Origin of the sequence: Mesorhizobium sp. B2-8-5 (assembly GCF_006440675.2) — a bacterium.
Classification (GTDB): domain Bacteria; phylum Pseudomonadota; class Alphaproteobacteria; order Rhizobiales; family Rhizobiaceae; genus Mesorhizobium.
Genome location: NZ_CP083951.1, coordinates 5,078,087 through 5,096,630 on the forward strand (window position 1 = coordinate 5,078,087; position 18,544 = coordinate 5,096,630).

The 18,544-nt window shown below is 64.5% G+C and carries 18 protein-coding genes; 14 read left to right on the forward strand and 4 right to left on the reverse strand.

Annotated elements, in window-relative coordinates:
* The first annotated feature begins 449 nt into the window (after positions 1-449).
* Entirely contained in the window at positions 450-1,451 is a 1,002-nt protein-coding gene (locus FJ430_RS25055; RefSeq protein WP_181175244.1) for an ornithine cyclodeaminase family protein, read from the forward strand.
* 4 nt (positions 1,452-1,455) lie between these two features.
* A complete protein-coding gene (locus tag FJ430_RS25060) occupies positions 1,456-2,598 on the forward strand; it encodes an aminotransferase class V-fold PLP-dependent enzyme (RefSeq protein ID WP_140703535.1) in 1,143 nt (380 codons plus the stop codon).
* A gap of 13 nt (positions 2,599-2,611) precedes the next feature.
* Here the strand turns inward: FJ430_RS25060 and FJ430_RS25065 are convergent, their stop codons facing one another.
* Entirely contained in the window at positions 2,612-3,589 is a 978-nt protein-coding gene (locus tag FJ430_RS25065) for a LysR substrate-binding domain-containing protein (protein ID WP_140703533.1), read from the reverse strand.
* A 146-nt stretch (positions 3,590-3,735) separates the two neighbouring features.
* Entirely contained in the window at positions 3,736-5,064 is a 1,329-nt protein-coding gene (locus FJ430_RS25070) for an amidase (RefSeq protein ID WP_140703531.1), read from the reverse strand.
* A gap of 366 nt (positions 5,065-5,430) precedes the next feature.
* Here FJ430_RS25070 and FJ430_RS25075 point away from each other — a divergent pair, with 366 nt between their 5' ends.
* The 7 genes from FJ430_RS25075 to FJ430_RS25110 all read left to right on the forward strand — a co-directional run bounded on the left by FJ430_RS25075 (position 5,431) and on the right by FJ430_RS25110 (position 12,213).
* Complete coding sequence (locus tag FJ430_RS25075) at positions 5,431-6,216, forward strand: transporter substrate-binding domain-containing protein (protein ID WP_140644880.1); 786 nt, start codon at positions 5,431-5,433, stop codon at positions 6,214-6,216.
* Between the two features lie 165 nt (positions 6,217-6,381).
* Positions 6,382-7,104, forward strand: coding sequence for an ABC transporter permease (locus tag FJ430_RS25080; protein WP_140703529.1), 723 nt, complete (start codon positions 6,382-6,384; stop codon positions 7,102-7,104).
* A 1-nt stretch (position 7,105) separates the two neighbouring features.
* Complete coding sequence (locus tag FJ430_RS25085; protein ID WP_140652264.1) at positions 7,106-7,792, forward strand: ABC transporter permease; 687 nt, start codon at positions 7,106-7,108, stop codon at positions 7,790-7,792.
* A 411-nt stretch (positions 7,793-8,203) separates the two neighbouring features.
* The gene (locus FJ430_RS25095) at positions 8,204-9,082 is read left to right on the forward strand and encodes an ABC transporter permease (RefSeq protein ID WP_140644883.1); all 879 of its coding nucleotides are present in this window, start codon (positions 8,204-8,206) and stop codon (positions 9,080-9,082) included.
* Positions 9,079-9,921 carry an ABC transporter permease gene (locus tag FJ430_RS25100; protein WP_140703527.1) on the forward strand — a complete coding sequence of 281 codons (843 nt, stop codon included), beginning with the start codon at positions 9,079-9,081 and terminating at the stop codon, positions 9,919-9,921. Before FJ430_RS25095 ends, FJ430_RS25100 begins: the two co-directional genes overlap by 4 nt.
* A complete protein-coding gene (locus FJ430_RS25105; protein WP_140703525.1) occupies positions 9,918-11,060 on the forward strand; it encodes an ABC transporter substrate-binding protein in 1,143 nt (380 codons plus the stop codon). The genes FJ430_RS25100 and FJ430_RS25105 overlap by 4 nt, the downstream gene beginning before the upstream one ends.
* On the forward strand, positions 11,053-12,213 hold the full coding sequence (locus FJ430_RS25110) for an ABC transporter ATP-binding protein (RefSeq protein ID WP_140703523.1): 1,161 nt from the start codon (positions 11,053-11,055) through the stop codon (positions 12,211-12,213). Before FJ430_RS25105 ends, FJ430_RS25110 begins: the two co-directional genes overlap by 8 nt.
* A 49-nt stretch (positions 12,214-12,262) precedes the next feature.
* Here FJ430_RS25110 and FJ430_RS25115 read toward each other — a convergent pair whose 3' ends face one another.
* The gene (locus FJ430_RS25115; RefSeq protein WP_140703521.1) at positions 12,263-12,478 is read right to left on the reverse strand and encodes a hypothetical protein; all 216 of its coding nucleotides are present in this window, start codon (positions 12,476-12,478) and stop codon (positions 12,263-12,265) included.
* 256 nt (positions 12,479-12,734) lie between these two features.
* Between FJ430_RS25115 and FJ430_RS25120 the strand changes: the two genes are divergently transcribed.
* The 5 genes from FJ430_RS25120 (at position 12,735) to FJ430_RS25140 (ending at position 16,849) form a co-directional block, all read left to right on the forward strand.
* On the forward strand, positions 12,735-12,980 hold the full coding sequence (locus tag FJ430_RS25120) for a DUF1127 domain-containing protein (RefSeq protein WP_140703519.1): 246 nt from the start codon (positions 12,735-12,737) through the stop codon (positions 12,978-12,980).
* A gap of 239 nt (positions 12,981-13,219) precedes the next feature.
* On the forward strand, positions 13,220-13,798 hold the full coding sequence (locus FJ430_RS25125) for an OsmC family protein (RefSeq protein ID WP_224529713.1): 579 nt from the start codon (positions 13,220-13,222) through the stop codon (positions 13,796-13,798).
* A gap of 65 nt (positions 13,799-13,863) precedes the next feature.
* Positions 13,864-15,087: a flavin-containing monooxygenase gene (locus FJ430_RS25130; protein WP_140703516.1), complete on the forward strand. Its 1,224-nt coding sequence runs from the start codon at positions 13,864-13,866 to the stop codon at positions 15,085-15,087.
* Positions 15,088-15,101: 14 nt separating this feature from the next.
* Positions 15,102-16,397 carry an NAD(P)/FAD-dependent oxidoreductase gene (locus tag FJ430_RS25135; RefSeq protein WP_140703514.1) on the forward strand — a complete coding sequence of 432 codons (1,296 nt, stop codon included), beginning with the start codon at positions 15,102-15,104 and terminating at the stop codon, positions 16,395-16,397.
* Positions 16,394-16,849: a MaoC family dehydratase gene (locus tag FJ430_RS25140; protein ID WP_140703512.1), complete on the forward strand. Its 456-nt coding sequence runs from the start codon at positions 16,394-16,396 to the stop codon at positions 16,847-16,849. The genes FJ430_RS25135 and FJ430_RS25140 overlap by 4 nt, the downstream gene beginning before the upstream one ends.
* 19 nt (positions 16,850-16,868) lie before the next feature.
* On the opposite strand, the gene FJ430_RS25145 is transcribed toward FJ430_RS25140, so the two are convergent.
* A complete protein-coding gene (locus FJ430_RS25145) occupies positions 16,869-18,419 on the reverse strand; it encodes an alpha/beta fold hydrolase (protein ID WP_226891899.1) in 1,551 nt (516 codons plus the stop codon).
* Between the last annotated feature and the right edge of the window lie 125 nt (positions 18,420-18,544).

Consider the following 18,544-nt stretch of genomic DNA (forward strand, 5'->3'; position numbering starts at 1 on the left):
TTGATAACCTCCGATAATATTTTACTCTTCCTGCCAATCAGCTATTTTAATATTGGCTAGGCATTTCATTCCACTCTATGGCCGAATTACCAACATCACGAGTGTATTTCTATCTCTGATATTGCCTATTCCATCGGTACTATTTTTTTCGCGCAGATGATTTGCCGCGGATATCCAGCTCGACATCCGAGTTGGCTGAAAAACATTGCAACGGGCGGGCAATCACGGTCAATTGAACTGGCCGCTGCCGTTGGTGGCCAAAAGTTATGAACCGACGCGTGCCGCGATCCGACGGATGCATTCGTCGGCGCATGATGCCGCATGGGCAGCTTCTCGCACGAAGTTATGAAAGTCGTGGGCAAGAGCTTGCGAAGGCGATGCTAGGCTCGGCGGAGCCTGGCGCACACGCTGGCATATATGGAGGTCGGTGGAATGGAAGAGACCGCAAGGTGAATGCCGAGACCGAATTCCTGCTGATCGACAGGAACGCGATCCGCCAGGCATTGACGCTTCCCCTGGCGCTTGAAGCGACCGAGGCGGCGCTGCTCAAGACCTCGAACGGCGCAGCCCGCCAGCAGATCAGGCGCGCGCTCGACCTGCCGGGAGCGGCAGGCAGTTGCCTGTCGCTGATGTATGCCGCGCTTGACGACCGGCCGCTGTTCGGGGCGAAGGTGCTGTCGGTGTTTCCCGGCAATTTCGCCCACGGGCTCGCGTCTCACCGCGGCGGCGTCTTCCTGTTCGATAAGGATCACGGGCGGCCCGTGGCCTTGATCGACGGGGGAGAGTTGACGGCGTGGCGAACCGCGGCCGCCAGCACGGTCGCCACGAGGGCGCTGTCGCGCCCGGGCAGTTCCATGCTGACCGTCCTCGGCTATGGCGAGCAGGCCCGCCGGCACGTCGAGGCCATCTCGCAGGTGCGGCCGATCCGGGCGATCCATGTCTGGGGCCGCGATCTTGCAAAGGCGCGGCGCTTCGCCGAGAGCCTATCGGTCGACGGCTTCGAGACGGAGGCGCATCGCGATGCCGGCGAGGCCGTTCGCGGAGCCGACATCATCTGCACGACGACATCGTCCAAGCAGCCGGTGCTGTTCGGCAGATGGCTGCCGCCCGGCGTCCACGTCAACGCGGTCGGCGCGAGCGTCGCCTCATGCCGCGAGATCGACCTCGAATGCGTGCGCAGATCGAAGATCTGGGTCGATTACCTGCCCATGGCGCTGGTGGCCGCGGGGGAACTGGTCGAGGCGATAGAGAGCGGCGAGATCGGCCGCGACCATATTCGCGGCGAGATCGGCGACGTGCTGGCCGGCATCAAGCCCGGCCGTGCCGGCGATGCCGACATCACCCTTTACCGGTCCCTCGGTGTTCCGGCCCAGGACATCGAGCTTGCCAATCTTGTCTATGCTCGCGCCCGCGAGGCCGGGCTGGGCACTTCGATCGATTTCAGGTTGTGACGCCATGCTGAGCTGCCAGCGCGATCTCTTTTCCATACCCCGCGAGACGGCCTATCTCGACGCCGCCTACATGTCTCCGATCCCGAATGCCGCGGTCGCGGCCGGAGAGGCAGGCGTCAGGGTGAAGGCCGAACCCTGGAAGATGACCATCGCTTCCTATTACGACGATGTGGAACAGGCGCGGCAGCTCGCCGCCTCGATGGTCGGCGCCGCCACCGACGACATCGCCATCGTCGCCGCCACCAGCTACGGCATGGCGATCGCGGCCGCCAACGTGGCGGTTCCGGCGGGTTCGGCGATCCTTCTCATGGAGAACGAGCACACCTCGCACCGATATGTCTGGTACGATCTGGCGCAGCGCTCGGGCGCTCTTGTCGACATCGTCGCGCAACCGGCCGACGGGGATTGGACCGGCGCGATCGTATCGGCAATCCGCAACTCGGGCCGTCCGATCGCGGTCGTTGCCGGCACCCTCGTCCACTGGTTCGAGGGCATGGCGATCGACCTCGAGGCCGTGGCGGAAGCCGCGCGGGCGGCAGGCGCCGCGCTTGTCGTCGACGGCACCCAATGGGTGGGCGCGGTACCCTTCGACGTCCGTCGCGTGCGGCCGGATTTCCTGGTCTTTGCCACCTACAAATTCCTGCTCGGTCCCTATCGCCTGGCCTTCCTCTACGCCGATCCGCGCTGGCACGAAGAGGGCCGCACGCTGGAGCATCATTCATGGAACCGCCTGGGCGGCGACCGGTCCGACTTCTACAAGGTGACGGTGGCGGAGTTTCTGCCGGGCGCGCGGCGCTTCGACATGGGCGAACGCTCCGACTTCGCGGTCCTGCCGGTGGCGATCGCCGCCATGACACTCATCCGCGAATGGACCGTCAGCCGGGTGTTCGAGCGCCTTCGCCACCTCAACGAGTGGGTCTGGGCCGAGGCGGAAAATCGGGGGCTCCCGGTCGCGCGTCCGCGCCACCCGACGCCGCATATCTCGATCCTCGATATCGGCGATCGCCTGTCGCCGGATGCGGCGCAGGAATTGAAGCGCGTCAATGTCCATATCACGCTGCGCGGCACCAGGATGCGCGTGTCGCCGCACGTTTACAATGACGAAGCCGATATCGAGCGCCTGTTCCGCAGCCTGCCGCTCCGTTAGATCTCGATGCCGGCTAAGCCGACCTCGACCTCAAGGCGCTGATTCCGGCGTCCACGCCGTTCATGAAGCTTCGCGTGGTCTGGATAAGATGCTCGGTGAAGGCGTCCGCCGCCGTCGATGCGATGACGCCCCAGGGCCGGTAGACACTGAGATTCAAATCGAGATGCGGCCGGAAGTCCCTGATCTCGATCGGCAAGTCGCGCGCCAGCCAGGCGGACAGCCGGTCGACGACCGTCACGCCCGCCCCGGCGGCGACGAGCGCGATGCAGGCGCTGGAAAGGCTCGCCTCCACCTTCAGCAGGCGCTTGACGCCGCGTTCCTCGCACAAGGCATCGAGCTGCCGCCGCATGGGATCAGCGGAACCCATCGAGATGAAGTCGAGACCGTCGAGATCGTCCGCCTGGATGACGTCGAGCTCAGACAACCGATGCCCCGCCGGCATGACGCATACAGGCGGCGTCGCGGTCAGCGCGCGCCTGACGATGGAGGGGTTCTCGTCCGACGCGGTGACGCCGATGCCGATGTCGAGCTGGTTGCGGCTTGCCCTCTGCACCACCGTCGCGGAGCTGCGGATATCGAGCGAAATGGATACGGACGGATGCTGGTTCGAGAAACTGGTTATGATGGACGGCAGCAGCGTGGAGCCGAAGGCCGGCAGCGCGCAGATATTCAGCCTGCCGCTGCGCAGCTCGCGGATTTCCCTGGCGGCGCGGGAGATGCCACGCGCGGATTCGAAAACCCGCTGCACCTCGGCATAGAGCATGTGTGCTTCGGGGGTCGGGATCAGCCGCTGGCGGCTTTTCCTGAACAGCTGGAAATCCGCCTTGTCGGTGAGCTGCTGAAGCATCTTGCTGACGGCGGGCTGCGTGATGTCCAGCGCATCGGCCGCCTTCGTCGTCGTGCCATGCAGCATCACGGAAGCGAAAATCTCGATCTCGCGGGGCGTGAACTCCGCGTCTTTCGCAATCGTGTCCCTTTCAGTGAACTTCATGGCCGCTGACCACCCGTCGATCGATACGCCGCCGAAGCAACCCACGGCGAGGCCGATGTTAACGAAGCATAGCCGTCGTTCCAATAGCCCCGCGAATGAAGTTTATTCCTGCAGGTTATGAACTTCGGCTGTTCGCGAGAAGCGGGTCAGCTTCCGGTCAACGCCTCGACCAGATCGAGCAAGGCTGCATCCCGGCCGGGAAGAGCGGCAAGCTGTACCGATACCGGGAGGCCGCCCGGCACATCCAGGGGCACAGCCAAAGCCGGCATGGCGAGCATGTTCGCCCAGCGGCGGAACCGGCCGCCGGCCATGCCCCACGACACCAATTCCCCATTCACCTGCGTGAGCTCGTCCGACAGTCGCGGCGCCGATCCGGGCGCCGTCGGGACGGCCAGCGCATCCAGGCCCGCCATCCTTGCCATGACCCGCCTGCGCGCTTCCTCGCGAACCTCTACGGCTCTGTCGTAGACGTCCGCGCCGATGCCGATGCCATCCTGCAGGAAAGCGCGAACCGCCTCGCCAACCAGATCAGGATTCCGCTCGATCGGCTCCCGGTAGATCTGCGCAAATTCGTATTGCAGGATCGTCAGGCCCGCGGCGACGAATTCCTCCCTGCCGTCGAAGGCGATTTCCACCGTGCGAACGTTTGAACGATCAAACAGCGCGGCCAATGCGGTCTCGACAGTGCTGTCGACGGGAGCGCCGGTCAGATCGGGGCAGATGCCGATCGTCATTCCGGTCCTCGACGCGCTTTGCTTCCCATCCTGAACGCTGAGCCGCGTTCCCGCCAGCGCCTCGGTCATCAGGCGAACATCCCTCGCCGAGCGCGCCAGCACGCCGACGCAGTCCAGCGAAGGCGCGATGCCCATCACGCCGTTCGTATCGATCAAGCCGTTGCTCGGCTTGTAACCAAATAGTCCCGTTGCGGCGGCCGGCGACCGGTTCGACCCGCCGGTATCGGTGCCGATCGCCGCCGCGCAGAAGCCCGCGGCGACCGCGGCGGCCGATCCGCTGCTGGTGCCGCCCGTGCCACGGCTTCTGTCGAGCGGATTGACGACCTTGCCGAACCACGGATTGTCGTGACCGCCGGCGCAGAGTTCGTGAAGGTTGGTCTTGCCGATGACGATCGCGCCCGCCGCCTGAAGGTTGGCGACGCAGGCCGCGGTGTCTTGGGCGACCCGGTTGCCGAACAATCGGGAACCCCCGGTGGTCAGCCAGTGCTTCACATCGACAACGTCCTTGATCGCGATGGGCACGCCGTGCAGCGGACCGCGCCGGCGGCCTGATCGGATTTCGCGCTCTGCCTGAAGCGCGGCATCGAGGGCTTCGGTTTCGCTCACGAAGATCATCGCCCTGATCTGCCCATTCAGATCGTGGATCCTTTCCAGGCAACCTTCCACGACCTTCACCGGCGAGAGGCCGGAAGCGATCCTCTCGCCCAGCTCCTCGATGGACCCGCAAGCATCGCTTTTCATCTGGCAAGCTCAAGTCGCACGAGATCTCGCTACCGTCATTTCCGTCGCCATGGGAAAGAACTGATCGACGATGCCACAATCGAGATTTGGCGGACAGGGCCGAGCCTATTTCCTTCGAAACGAGGCTAGCGGGGAAAACTTATGGTTGGACCGATCGCAGCACTCCGACGACGGCTTCGATCGCGGTCGAGGCTTGGGCCTGACTGCACCATCCAAAGCCTCATCACTGTCATAACTATTGGTGATGAACCCAGCCGCAGAGGGCATTAGATCGCCTTGATTTGACCTGTTAGCGTTTTCGAACATCGCCTGAGAAATCATCATCGCGAAAAGATAATCCAACAGAGACAATAAAGGGGAACCATCATGAAAAAGCTTGCAGTCATCGCATCGCTGATAGCGGCGGCCCTCGGCGCCGCCAGCGCTCCCTCGGCAGCCGACGACGTCATCCGTTTCGGCGTCGCCGCCGAGCCATACGCGCCTTTCTCGGTCAAGGACGCCAGCGGCAAATGGCAAGGCTGGGAAATCGACCTGATGAATGCCGTCTGCACGCAAATGAAGGCGAAATGCGAGATCGTCGATATCGCCTGGGACGGCATCATTCCCGCGCTGTTGGCCAAGAAATTCGACGTGATCTGGAGCTCCATGTCGATCACCGACAAGCGCAAGGAGGTTATCGACTTCACCGACAAGTACTACTATTCGCCCAACGTGCTTGTCGGCGCAAAGGCCGACACCCGACAATTCGACGTAGCAAAGCCGGACACTTTCAAGGGCGTTGCCGTGGCGGCGCAGAGTGCGAGCCTGCAGGCGACTTACATGCAGGACAAGTTGAACGGCATTGGCGACGTGAAGATCTATCCAACACTCGACGATGAAATCGCCGACATGACAGCCGGTCGCGTGGACCTGATGGCGGCGGCGGGAATCCAGATCCAGGACTTCCTGAAAAAGCCGGAAGGCCAGGCCTATGAAATCAAGGTCACCCTGCCGCATGAGAAGATGTTCGGCTACGGAGACGGCGGCGGCGTGCGCAAGGAAGACACAGCCCTCAGGGACCGCCTCAATGCGGCGCTCAAGGCGGTGAAGGCCAGCGGCGAATACGACACGATAACCAAGCGCTATTTCGACTTCGACATCTACGGCGATTGATCATCGGATGCACGGAGCCGGATGATTTCAGGTCGTATCGACCTGAAATCTGAATCCGAGAACTAGAGCATGATGTCGTCCGACAGCCGCTTCGCACCTTTCGGCATCATGCCCTAGTGCCGGTCACCCGTTCTGGCCGGCACCATCCTCATTGGAACCTGCCGCATGGATTCGATCGTGTCTTGGCTGACCTTGCTCGGTTTCGGTGACAAGGGCTGGGGCGACGAATTGCTTCGCGGCGCTTTGCTAAGCGTGGAAATTTCGATCAGCGCCTATATCGTCGGCCTGGCGCTTGGCCTTGCGGGCGCCCTGGCCAAGCTTTCGAAGCGCCGGACGGCCGTTTTCGTCGCCGTCGCCTACACGACGATCATCCGCTCCATCCCGGACATCCTCATCATCTTTCTCGTCTACTATACCGCGACCGATGCAGTGCGTTCGGTCGTGACCTTTACCGGGCTCGCTTCCGAGTTTCAGATCAACGGCTTCGTCGCGGCGACGCTGTCGCTCGGGATCGTTCAGGGCGGCTACAGCACGGAAGTCCTTCGCGGCGCGATCGCCGCCATCCCGCGAGGCCAGGCCGAAGCGGCCCACGCGCTTGGCTTGACCCGCCGCCAGACCTTCTTCCTGGTGACGCTGCCGCAGATGATCCCGCTGGCATTGCCGGGGCTCGGCAATCTGTGGCTGGTCGTCCTGAAGGAAAGCTCGCTGGTCAGCCTCATCGGCTTCACGGAGCTGGTTCTCGCCGGCAAGATGGCCGCCGGGGCGACGCGCGCCTATTTCCCGTTCTATTGCGCGATCGCCCTCGTGTTCCTGGTGATGTCGAGCCTGTCGGCGATGCTCTTCCACGCTCTGGAAACATCCACCGTCAAGACCGGGAGGCGCAGATAGCATGACAGAATTCGGGCAATACCTCGCCAGCCAGCTCCTGGCCGGCATCCAGACCACCGTCATCCTGTTTGTCGGCTGCGCCCTCGTCGGCAATCTGCTGGCCATTCCGGTGGCGCTTGCCCGCTTGTCGGCCAAGGCATGGCTTCGCTATCCGGCGGTCGCCTTCATCCTTGCCTTCCGGGGCACGCCGCTGCTCGTCCAGCTCTACCTTTGCTACTTCGGCGTCGGCCAGCTTCTCGCCGGCGTGCCTTCGATCCGCTACAGCCCGTTGTGGCCCATGTTGCGGGGCGCCTATTGCTATGCGTTCCTCACCCTGTCTTTGAACACCGCGGCTTATTGCGGCGAGATATGGAGAGGCGCGATACAGTCGATACCGGACGGGCAGCGCGAGGCCGGCCAGTCGCTCGGCCTGTCGAAAACGCGGATCATGATTTCCGTGCTTCTGCCCCAGGCTTTCCGGTTGGCGCTGCCGGCGATCGGCGGCCAGAATATCCTGCTCCTGAAGGGGACGGCGCTGGCCTCCACAATCACGGTCTTCGAACTCATGGGCGCGGCGAACCTCGTCCGCGCGCAGACCTTCCGCGTCTACGAGCCGTTGTTTGCCGCAGCGCTCGGATATTTCCTGCTGGCGGTATTGGTGACGACCGGCTTCGGCTTCTTCGAGCGACGGTTGGCCCGGCGGTATTGAGTGGCGCCGATATGGCATCACCAGGGTCTTCGACAGCCTTGCCGGGCCGGAGATTTGCAACGGTCAGAACCTGTAGTTCAGGCCGGCCCGAACCCGGTGGAATGCGACGTCGTTTTCAAGAGGGATATCGGGGCTGACGGTCGATTTGCCGAAATCGGTGTAGAGATATTCAGACTTGAACGTCCAGTTCGCATCGAGCGCGTATTTGGCGCTGGCGCCATAGACCGCCTTGTCGGACTGCTAGTTATAGTCAGCCTGGACACCCCCAGGCCCACATGTTCCTATCGGCGCGCGACGCCCTGGCTGAATCGAATTTGGGCCACCGCCTGTAGACATCGCGGCGGCAATGAAACAATCTTCACTGCGGGAACATAAGCGCGCCTCGAAGAAGGCGCCTACCTTCGGGTGCGCATGAACAATCGCTGGACCTTGTACGATCCACGCCTGGCCTGGATGCTGGTTGCACCGGTGCTTCTGCTGCTGATCTTCTTCCTGGTGCTGCCGATCGCGGTGATGGCGGCCTATACGTTCTTCACCTTCGTCACCGCCGGCGTCGAGACCAGCGCGCTGACCACCGCCAACTGGCAGGAATTCTTCACCGACAGCTATTATTCCGGCTTCCTTCTGAAGACGCTGAGGGTCGGCGCGATCACCGCGCTGCTGTGCGGCGTGCTCGGCTATTTCCCGGCCTATTTCATCTGGGCGACGAGCTTCAGGCACAAATGGCTGCTCTTGCTCCTGCTCATCGTGCCGTTCTGGATCAGCTTCACCATCCGCACCTTTTCCTGGATCAACATCCTGGGCGAACAGGGCGTCATCAACGTCGCTCTGCTCAAGATGGGCATCATCAACGAGCCGCTGCAGATGCTCTACAACGAGGGCGCGGTGATCCTGGGACTGCTGCACTTCCTCCTGCCCTACATGATCCTCAACGTCTATGTCAGCCTCGAGGGTATCGACCGCACGCTGATCTCGGCCGCGCGCTCGATGGGCTGCACCAGCGCGCAGGCGTTCCGCGAGGTGACCTTGCCCCTCTCCCTGCCGGGCCTGGCGGCGGGGCTGCTGCTCTGCTTCGTGCTGGCGGCCGGCAGCTATGTGACGCCGCAACTGCTCGGCTCGGGCCGCGACGCGCTGTTCGGCAATTTGATCTACGACACCATCATGGGCGAATTGAACTGGCCGATGGGCGCCACTTTGTCGATCGTGCTGTTCGTCGTGCTCGGCTTCTTCGCCGCCATCTACACCCGTTACATGGGCATGTCGCAGATTGTGAAGGGGTTGGCAGGATGAAGGCTGCGCGACCGAACAGGGAAGGCAAATGGGCCTGGCGGCTGACCGGCTTCGTCACGCTCTGCGTCTACATCTTCATGTTCGCGCCGATCGTGGCGACCGTCATCCTGTCGTTCAACGCCTCGATGTTCGGCGGCTTCCCGATGACCGGCTTTTCCTTGCAATGGTACGCCAAGCTGATGGGCAATGAAGCGGTGCTGACGGCCTTCCGCACCTCGCTGTGGATCGCGCTGGTCACCGCTGTCGCCACCACCGCCATCGGCGTCGTCACGGCCTTCGCGCTGGTGCGTTTCGAGTTCCCAGGTAAGCAGGCGCTGAGCACGCTGGTGATCCTGCCGGCGCTGGTGCCGGAAACCATTCTCGGCGTCGGCCTTCTGGTGCTGATCAAGGCGATCGACCAGCCGCGCACGATGCTGCTTCTGGTGCTCGGCCATATCCTGCTTGCCGTGCCCTATGTGGTGCTGATCGCGCAGGCGCGCATGGTGGGCATAAGGCGGGTCTATGAGGAGGCGGCGCTGTCGCTCGGCGCCTCGCGCTTCTCGTCCTTTCGCGAGATCACGCTGCCGCTGCTGATCCCGGCGGTCGTCGGCGGCGTCCTGCTCGCCTTCACCATCTCGTTCGACAACACCTCGGCCAGCCTGTTCTGGCGGCCGGCAGGCGTCGAGACCATGCCCACCCAGATCCTTTCCATGCTGAAAATCTCGATCAGCCCCGAGATCAACGCGCTCGGCACCGTGATGATCCTGGTGACCGTCGGCATCCCGTTGATCGGCGGCCTGATCCTGCAGAGCCTGACGAAGTTGAAGAGACGCGGCGAACCAAAGGAGGAAGTACGATGAAACTGACGACGACCAAGCGGTTGGAACGGCTGCACGACCGGTATGCCAATGGCGATCTGAGCCGCCGCACTTTCCTGACGCTGACGGCGGCCGCCGCCGCATCGGCGGGGCTTTCCATGCCGTGGATGGGACGGGCGCTCGCCGCGGTCGAGGAAGTCCGCTTCGACGGCTGGGGCGGCACGGTGCAGGACGCGATCGACAAATTCGCCTTCCAGCCCTACACGGCCAAGACCAAGATCAAGGTGGTGCAAGGCACGTTCGGCGACGAGGACGAGATCATCACCAAGATCAAGACCGCCAAGCCCGGCGACTACCAGGTCATCCATTCGTCGGGCGTCAACTACTATATCAAATACGTCAATGGCGGCCTGACCTCGGAGATCAACGAGGCCAACATTCCCAACATGGTGAATGTGCTGCAGCCGATGATCGAGCCCTTCCGCAAGCTGACGCCGAAGCTGTCGGCCGTGCCTTACGACTACGGCACCACCGGCATCGCCTACAACACCAAGGTGATCTCGCCGGAGGAAGCCGAGGAAAAGGGCGCAGCACTTCTGCTCGACAAGAAATATGCCGGCAAGGTCGGCGGCTATTCCGACATGACGACGCGTGTCTGGTACGCGGCTTTGGCCACCGGACAGGATCCCAACAACCTCAAGGACATGGACACGATCTGGGCCAAGGTGCGCGAGACGCGCGACCTCGCCAAGAAGTTCTGGAGCTCCGGCGCGGAACTTATGGACCTGCTCTCCAAGGGCGAGATCGTGGTGACCGACGCCTGGTCGGGCCGGGTCGCCGCGCTGCAGGACCAGGGCCATCCGATCGGCTATCTCGATCCGGCCGGCTCCTATGCGTGGATGGAGGACATGCTGATCCTGAAGGGCTCGCCGATGGCCGAATGCGAGGAGCTGATCAACTTCATGCTCGACCCGGCGACCTCGATCGCGGTGGCCGAGGGCCAAAGCTACCCGCCGTCGCTCGACCCGACCAAGGTCAAGCTGACCGACAAGATCGCGAAGCTGCCGGCCTTCGACCCCACCGGCACGATGAAGGCGTTGACCTTCGCCGATCCGACCTACTGGGCGACCAACGAGGACGCCTGGACCAAGCAGTGGAACAGGATCTCGAAAGGTGCCTGACGGCAAGGATACGACACTCAATCCCCGGCCGACCTCGGCCGGGGCGGAACGCGCGAGCGCGGCCGCCGCGGCGAACAGCCCGGCGGTCGAGTTCCGCAACATCGACATCGCTTACGGCAAGTTCGTCGCGGTGCGCGATTTCTCTTTGTCGATCCGCAAGGGCAGCTTCGTCACGCTGCTCGGGCCGTCTGGCTGCGGCAAGACGACGATCCTGCGCTCCATCGCCGGGCTGGTCGACATTTCGGCCGGCCAGATCATGATCGGCGGCCGGCGCGTCGACGACGTGCCGATCTACAAGCGCAATATCGGGCTGGTGTTCCAGAGTTACGCGCTGTTCCCGCACAAAACCGTGTTCGACAATGTCGCCTTCGGCCTGAAATACCGCAACGTCGCCAAGCCTGAGATCAGGCGCAAGGTCGGCCAGGCGCTCGATATGGTGCGGCTGCCGGGCAGCGAAAAGAAACTGCCCTCGCAGCTGTCGGGCGGCCAGCAGCAGCGCATCGCGCTGGCGCGCGCCATCGTCTTCGAGCCGCAGGTGCTTCTGCTCGACGAGCCGCTCTCGGCGCTCGACGCCAACATGCGCGAGGAGATGCGCGTCGAGATCAAGAAGATCCAGAAGGAAACCGGCATCACCGCCATCTTCGTCACGCACGACCAGGAAGAAGCGCTGTCGATGTCGGACCGTATCGTGGTGATGAATGCCGGCTCGGCCGAGCAGATCGGCACGCCGGAAGAGGTCTATGAGCGGCCGGCCACCGCCTTCGTCGCCGACTTCCTCGGCAAGGCCAACATGCTTTCGGGCACGGTGAGCAGATCGGACGGGCCGACGATAGTCAAGCTGGCCAGCGGCCAGACGGTCAATGTGCTTTCACCCAAGGCGCTGCCGCAGGGCAGCGCCGTAACCGTCGTGGTGCGGCCGCAGAAACTCGCGGTGGGTGCCAAGGCGGACGCCAACCGGTTGCCTGGCCGGGTCGTGTCGGCCTCCTATCTCGGCGGCAGCGCCATCTACGAGGTCGACATAGGCCGCAAGACGAACATCCGCGCCAACGCCCCGATCGATGGCCGCGTTCTGCGCGAAGGCGAAGCGATCGAACTCAGCTTCGGCGCGGACGATTGCGTCTTGCTAGACGAGGCCGGGCGGCGGATTTCCTGAAGGCCGCCACCGCCCTGTAATCAGTACGACCCTTGACGGCTATTACAGTTCATTGCTTGGAGAGAAACGCTTTGCAGGCAGGAGTGAGCTCACTGATGTGCTGTTTAAGACAGCTCAACCCCTTTGCATTGTCGACCATCTTGCACAGTCGCTGGGCATCCGCCCTGCATGGTGTTTTGTAGGCATCTTTCGCTAAAGCGACGTCGGCGAGGAAAAGCGAACTAGAAGCCAGAAGCGCCAGTCCAAGCGTTTTCTGTTTGCGCATGAGTTAATTCCCCTCTGAACATGAGCATAGTAACGCAGCCGTATATACGCTAGCACTGATATAATAAGAAGGCCAAGGACTTCGCGACGAAGCGCTCCGTGCCGCATTGGCAAAGGACGATATTTTCAAACTGAGATACCACCAGATTCCCACGGCAATTTCGACGCCCGCTCCAACGCTCGCTCCCCCGGTCGTCGGCGACAAGTCCTCCCATTGGTGACGTGAATGATCACGCCACAAAGAGATGGAGACGACAATGACGAGTTTGGAGCACACCGCCTGTGAACCCAGCGGCGCAGACCTCAGCCTGATTGGCTTTGCCGGCCGTGCGCTGCGGCTTGCCTATCGTGCGATGAGGATGCGCAGCGACCGCGCCGCCATGCAGGCCATGCCCGATCATCTGCTCAAGGACTTGGGTATCGCCCGTTCGGAAATCGACCATTACACCTCGATGCGCTACGCCTCCGACGCCGACGGGATGGACTTCCGCAACGCCGGATGACCCCCGATGGCGGTCGTCACCACGCTCTCGACAAGTCCCGGGGCTTCCCCACGCCGGGGGCTTTTGCGTTTCCGGCGCATTCGGGCGTCGACATTCGTTTCAAACGATACATCCAACGCAATTTCCAACGGTAGACGTATGAAAAATTCCACGGTCGCACCCACTCTGGTTCAAACGCTCCATCGGCAAACAGAGGCCGTCACGGCAACCAAGCCGCAAACGAACCTTTGGAGATGAAGATGCAACCCAACACCAAACCTGCACGGCTTCCGCTCAATGGCGTCGACACGCCGAACCTTCTGGCGACGATCAATTTCGTCGCCGGGCAGCCGGAGCTGGCAAAATTCCAGTTCCGCGCCCACAACGAGTGGATCGAGGGCACGCACAGCAAGACCGTCATGAATGGCTTCTTCGGCGCTGGCCAAGAGCAGAAGCACGAGAAGCCGCATTATGCCGACGCCGACCATCCGGCGATCCTGTGCGGCGCCGACAATGCGCCGACCCCGGTCGAATGGCTGCTGCACGGGCTGGCGGGCTGCCTGATGGCTGGCGTCGCCAACATTGCCGCCGCGCGCGGGATCAAGCTCACCAAGGTGAAGTGCTCGGTCGACGGCGACATCGACCTGCGCGGCATCCTCGGCATTTCCGACGAGGTCCGCAACGGCTTCCAGAACATCCAGGTGTCGTTCGAGATCGAAGGCGACGCGCCGGCCGAGAAGCTGCAGCAGCTGGTCGAGCAGTCGCGCGCCCGTTCGGCCGTGTTCGACGTGCTGACCAAGGGCGTGCCGGTCACCGTCGGCATCAAGACCATCCAGTGAGCCGAAGCCGGCAGGCGATCCGGACCGATCCGGGCCGCCTGCCTCCTCCCAGACGGACCAGAACCATGAGACGCGTGGTCGTCATCATCGGCGCGGGCCAGGCTGGCCTTGCGCTCAGCCATTGCCTCGGCCAGGCCGGTATCGACCATGCCGTGCTGGAGCGCGGCCGCATCGGCGAGCGCTGGCGCTCGCAGAGCTGGCGCTCGCTCAGGCTGCTCACGCCGAACTGGCTGAACGCCCTGCCCGGCTCGCCCTATGAGGGCGGCGATCCCGACGGCTTCATGAGCAAAGGGGCTTTCGTGGAAAGCCTGGAGCGCTACGCCTGGCAGTGGCATGCGCCCGTCGAGACCAATGTCGAGGTCACATCTGTCAAGCGGACCGGCGACGGCTTTGCCTTGCGCACCGGCGCCGGCGAGTGGTCGGCGCGCGCGGTCGTCGTCGCGACGGGACATTGCGACCGGCCGGTCATCCCTTTTTCGGCTGAGACCCTTCGCGGACCGCTCAGCATTCACGCCTCGCAATATCGCTCGCCCGGCGAGTTGCCGGGCGGCGGCGTGCTGGTCGTCGGCGCCTCGTCCTCCGGCGTGCAGATCGCCGACGAGCTCGCCCGTGCCGGACGCCGCGTGGTGCTTTCGGTCGGCAAGCATACGCGCCTGCCCAGAACATGGCGCGGCCAGGATATCTTCTTCTGGCTGTGCGCAATGGGCCTGATGGCGCAGCGCCGGGAAGACCTCGCCAATCCGGAAGGCGCGCGACGCCAGCCGTCGCTGCAGCTCGCCGGCCGGCCCGACAGGGCCGATGTCGATCTCGCCACGCTGCAGGCGCTCGGCGTGGAGCTGACCGGGCGGGTGCGCGGCGTCGGCGACCGCGAGATCGCCTTCGCCGGCGACCTTGGCCAGCACATGGCCGCGGCGGAAGCGAAGCAGGCGCGCCTGCTCGGCCAGATCGACCGCTTCACGGGCGCGGCGACACCATACCGGCCCGAGCCGGTTGCGATGCCGGCGGCGTGCGCAGAACAGCTGTCGCTCACCGACGGATCGATCCGCAGCATCATCTGGGCCACCGGCTATGCGCGCTCGCTCGGCTGGCTGGAGCCGCTGGCGCTCGGCGCCGACGGCGAGCTCGCGCATCAGGGCGGCGTCACCTGCCTGCCCGGCCTCTACGCGCTCGGCTTCCGCTTCCTGCGCAAGCGCGATTCCAACTTCATCGGCGGCGTCGGCGCGGACGCCGAGGCGATCGCCGCCGAAATCTCGCGTCATCTCGACTGCAACGGCCGCAAGGCGGCCTGAGGATCACGACCACCATGGCAACCAATCCCATCTCCCTCATGGCCACCCCCAGGCGCGGCCACTACGACGCCATCATCGTCGGCGCCCGCTGCGCGGGTGCGGCGACCGCGATGCTGCTCGCCCGCGCGGGTCTCAAGGTGCTTGCGATCGACCGCAAGCCGTACGGCTCCGACACGCTGTCGACGCATGCGCTGATGCGGCCGGCCGTGTTGCAGCTTTGGCGCTGGGGCCTGCTCGAGCCGCTGCTCAAGGCCGGGACGCCGCCGATCGAGACGACGACCTTCCACTATGGCGAGGAGGAGATCGCCGTCCCGCTAGCCGCCGGTTCGGACCTCCCCGGGCTGATCGCGCCGCGGCGCACGGTGCTCGACCGCATCCTGGTCGATGCGGCGCGCAAGGCCGGCGCGGAGGTCCTGCATGAGGTGGCGGTCGGCGACCTCTTCGCCGACACGCGCGGGCGGGTGCGCGGCATCGAAATCCGCGCCGCTGGCCGCGCATCCGTAAGGGTCAGCGCCGATATCGTGGTCGGCGCCGACGGCATCGGCTCGCTGGTGGCAAAATGCGTGGACGCCCAGCCCTTGCGGCGCGGCGCAGTGTCGGCCGCCCATGTCTATGGCTATGCGCCGGTCGAGCCGGGCGCCGGCTATCACTGGTACTTCCGCGACGGGATCGCCGGCTCGTTCATCCCGACCAATGACGGCCTCGCCTGCATCGTCGCCTCGGTGCCGACGAGCCTGTTCGACCAGCGCTTCCGCCTCGGCCACGCCCGCGCCCGCATGGACGTGCTCGAAGCGCTTTCGCCGGCGCTGGCAGCACAAGCGGCCCAGGCGCCGAAGGAGGCCCGCCTGCAGGCGTTCCGGGGCGTGCCGGGCTATATCCGTCAGGCGCACGGCCCCGGATGGGCGCTGGTGGGTGACGCCGGCTTCTTCCGCGACCCGATCACCTCGCACGGCATTTCCGATGCGCTACGCGACGCCGAGAGCCTCGCGCGCGCCATCCTCGATGGGTCCGACGCGGCATTCGCCATCTGGCAGCGGCAGCGCGACCTGATCGCCAACCAGATCCTGGATACCACCGACGCGATCGCCGGCTTCGACTGGACGCTCGACGATATCGGCGAGCGGCATCGCCGCTTCAGCGCCGTGCTGAAGGCAGAGGTGCAGGCGCTGGCCGGGCAGCCCATGCCGGCCCGCCGCGCCCCTTCCCCTGCATCGCGGCCGACGGCCCACCGGGCGCCGGCCAACCAGGACGAGCCGCCGGCCTTGGCCGGCTCGAACCTCAATCGCAACCGAACCGGAGCAAGACCATGACTGTGCATGTGATGAAGGACGGGTGGGTCGGTGTCATCAAAGGGCGACCGCAATTGGGCGCTTTCGCCGAGCGCTCGCGGCGCACGCAGCCTCAGGATATCGACGCCTTCGCCGAGATGACCGGCGACCGCAATCCGCTGCATTACGACAAGGCGCTGGCCGAGGCTTCGGTGTTCGGCAGGCTCATCGTGCAGGGCGGCGTCACCTCAGGCATCCTGAACGCGGTAGTGGCGGAAGATCTGCCCGGCCCCGGCTCGGTGTTCCTCGAAGTCTCGTGGAAATTCGTCAAGGCGGTCGGCGTCGGCGAATTGATCACCGGCCGCGTCGAGGTCAAGGACGTGCGCGCCGACAAGCCGATCACAAAGCTGGAGACATCGGTGCGCAACGAAGCCGGCGAGCTTTGCCTCACCGGCACCGCCACGGTGTTCACCGTGCCATTGGCCGGGGGCTGAGAGCTTCTGGACCGCTTGGCTACGCGCCCGCCGTCTCGGCGATGAAGGCGCGGACGTGGTCGATAAACTCCTCGAAGGCGGGCTCGCCTTCGAGGAGGATGTGGTTCTGGCTCTCGAGCTCGATGAAGCGGGCGCCGGGAATGCCGGCGGCCATGGTGCGCCCGGATTCGACGGGAGCGACGTTGTCGTCCCGCGCGTGCAGCACCAGCGTCGGCACGCGCACCTCCTCCAGCAAGTCACTGACATCGATCACAGAAAAGGCGCTCTGCAGGCGCCAGGCATCGTCGGGCAAGACGGTGCGCAGCATCAGATCGTCCATCCAGGCGAAATGCTCGTGCGTGGCGCCGGGGATGAACATGGAGCAGAACGCCTGGCGGAACATCGGGTTCGGCTTGCCCCAGCTCTCGCGCATCAGCGTCGCGGCGGCCTCGCGCGTCGCGATCTCGCCCGCGTCGCCACGCGCCCGCCAGCCTTTGACGTAGCCGCCATAAAGGATCATGCCCGAGACGCGCTCGGGATGGCGGATGGCGTAAGCGATCGAAACCGCGCAGCTCTGCGACAGGCCGAGCAAGGTGAAGCGGTCGAGCCCCGTTGCCTCGACCACGCATTCGAGGTCCGACAGCATGGTCTCGAACGAGATATCGACGACATGCCTTTGCGACAGGCCGTTGCAGCGCTCGTCATAGCGCACCAGCCGGTTCCGGCGCGACAGTTCCCGCATCCAGTGCCGCCAGATCGGGCTGTCCCAGTCGAAGGTGAGATGCGACATCCAGTGCGCGGCGCGCAGGATCGCAGGGCCGCTGCCGGTGCTGGCATGGGCGAGCCTGGTACCATCGAGAGCACGGCAGAATTGCACGCCGCGGCCGGGATCCTGCGATGACGCGGATTTCAACGGGGCTTGCGGCCGCCGGGCGGAACCGGACTGCGATGCGCGACCCGTGGCTTGAGCAGCGGCCGACCGGACCCTGTCCTCCAGCGCCTCGGTCTCGGCGGCGAGCCTCGCATCGTCGGGCACGAGGCTGCGCAGGCGCTGGGCGAAGGGCAGCGCCCGCCGCGGCTGGTCCGCCAGGCGCTCGACCAGCTCGCGCAGGATGCCGAGCTCGACTATCTCCACCTCGCTGGCGATGGCCTGCCGCCAGGCTTCATAGTCGAAGCAGCGCTCGAGCGAGAGGTCGGCGAGAAAGCCGCCACGGATCGAGGCCAGGACGGCTTCGAGCTCCTCGGTCGAGCGGGAGGAAAGGTCGGCCTTCACCAGCGGCGCCAGCCGCGCGTAATCCGTCGCGACATTGAGCACGACCGCGTTGCGATCGGCGGCAAGGGCTGTTTCAACACCGCCCAGGACCTGGCGGATCTTGGACAAGCTCCAGCGCAAGGCGCCGCGCGGATCGTCGGGGATGTCCCAGAATATCTCGCACAACCGCTCGCGCTGGTGCTGCCTGGCGGTGACGGCAAGGTAGGCGAGCAGCGCCCGCGTCTTGCGCGACGGCGGCAGGTCAAGCGGCTGGCCGTCGCGCATAACCTGAAAATCGCCAAGCACGCGCAGTTCCAGCATGTGCTGATCGCCGTTCATGCGTCCACGCGCTTGTCGATCGCCATGATCCCCCTTCGGCCTTGGCCGGCGCCGCCAAAGGCAGCCGCTCGCCATAGCAAAATCGGCTAATTTAGGGAAGCGTGGTCCGGACGGCTCACGGCCCG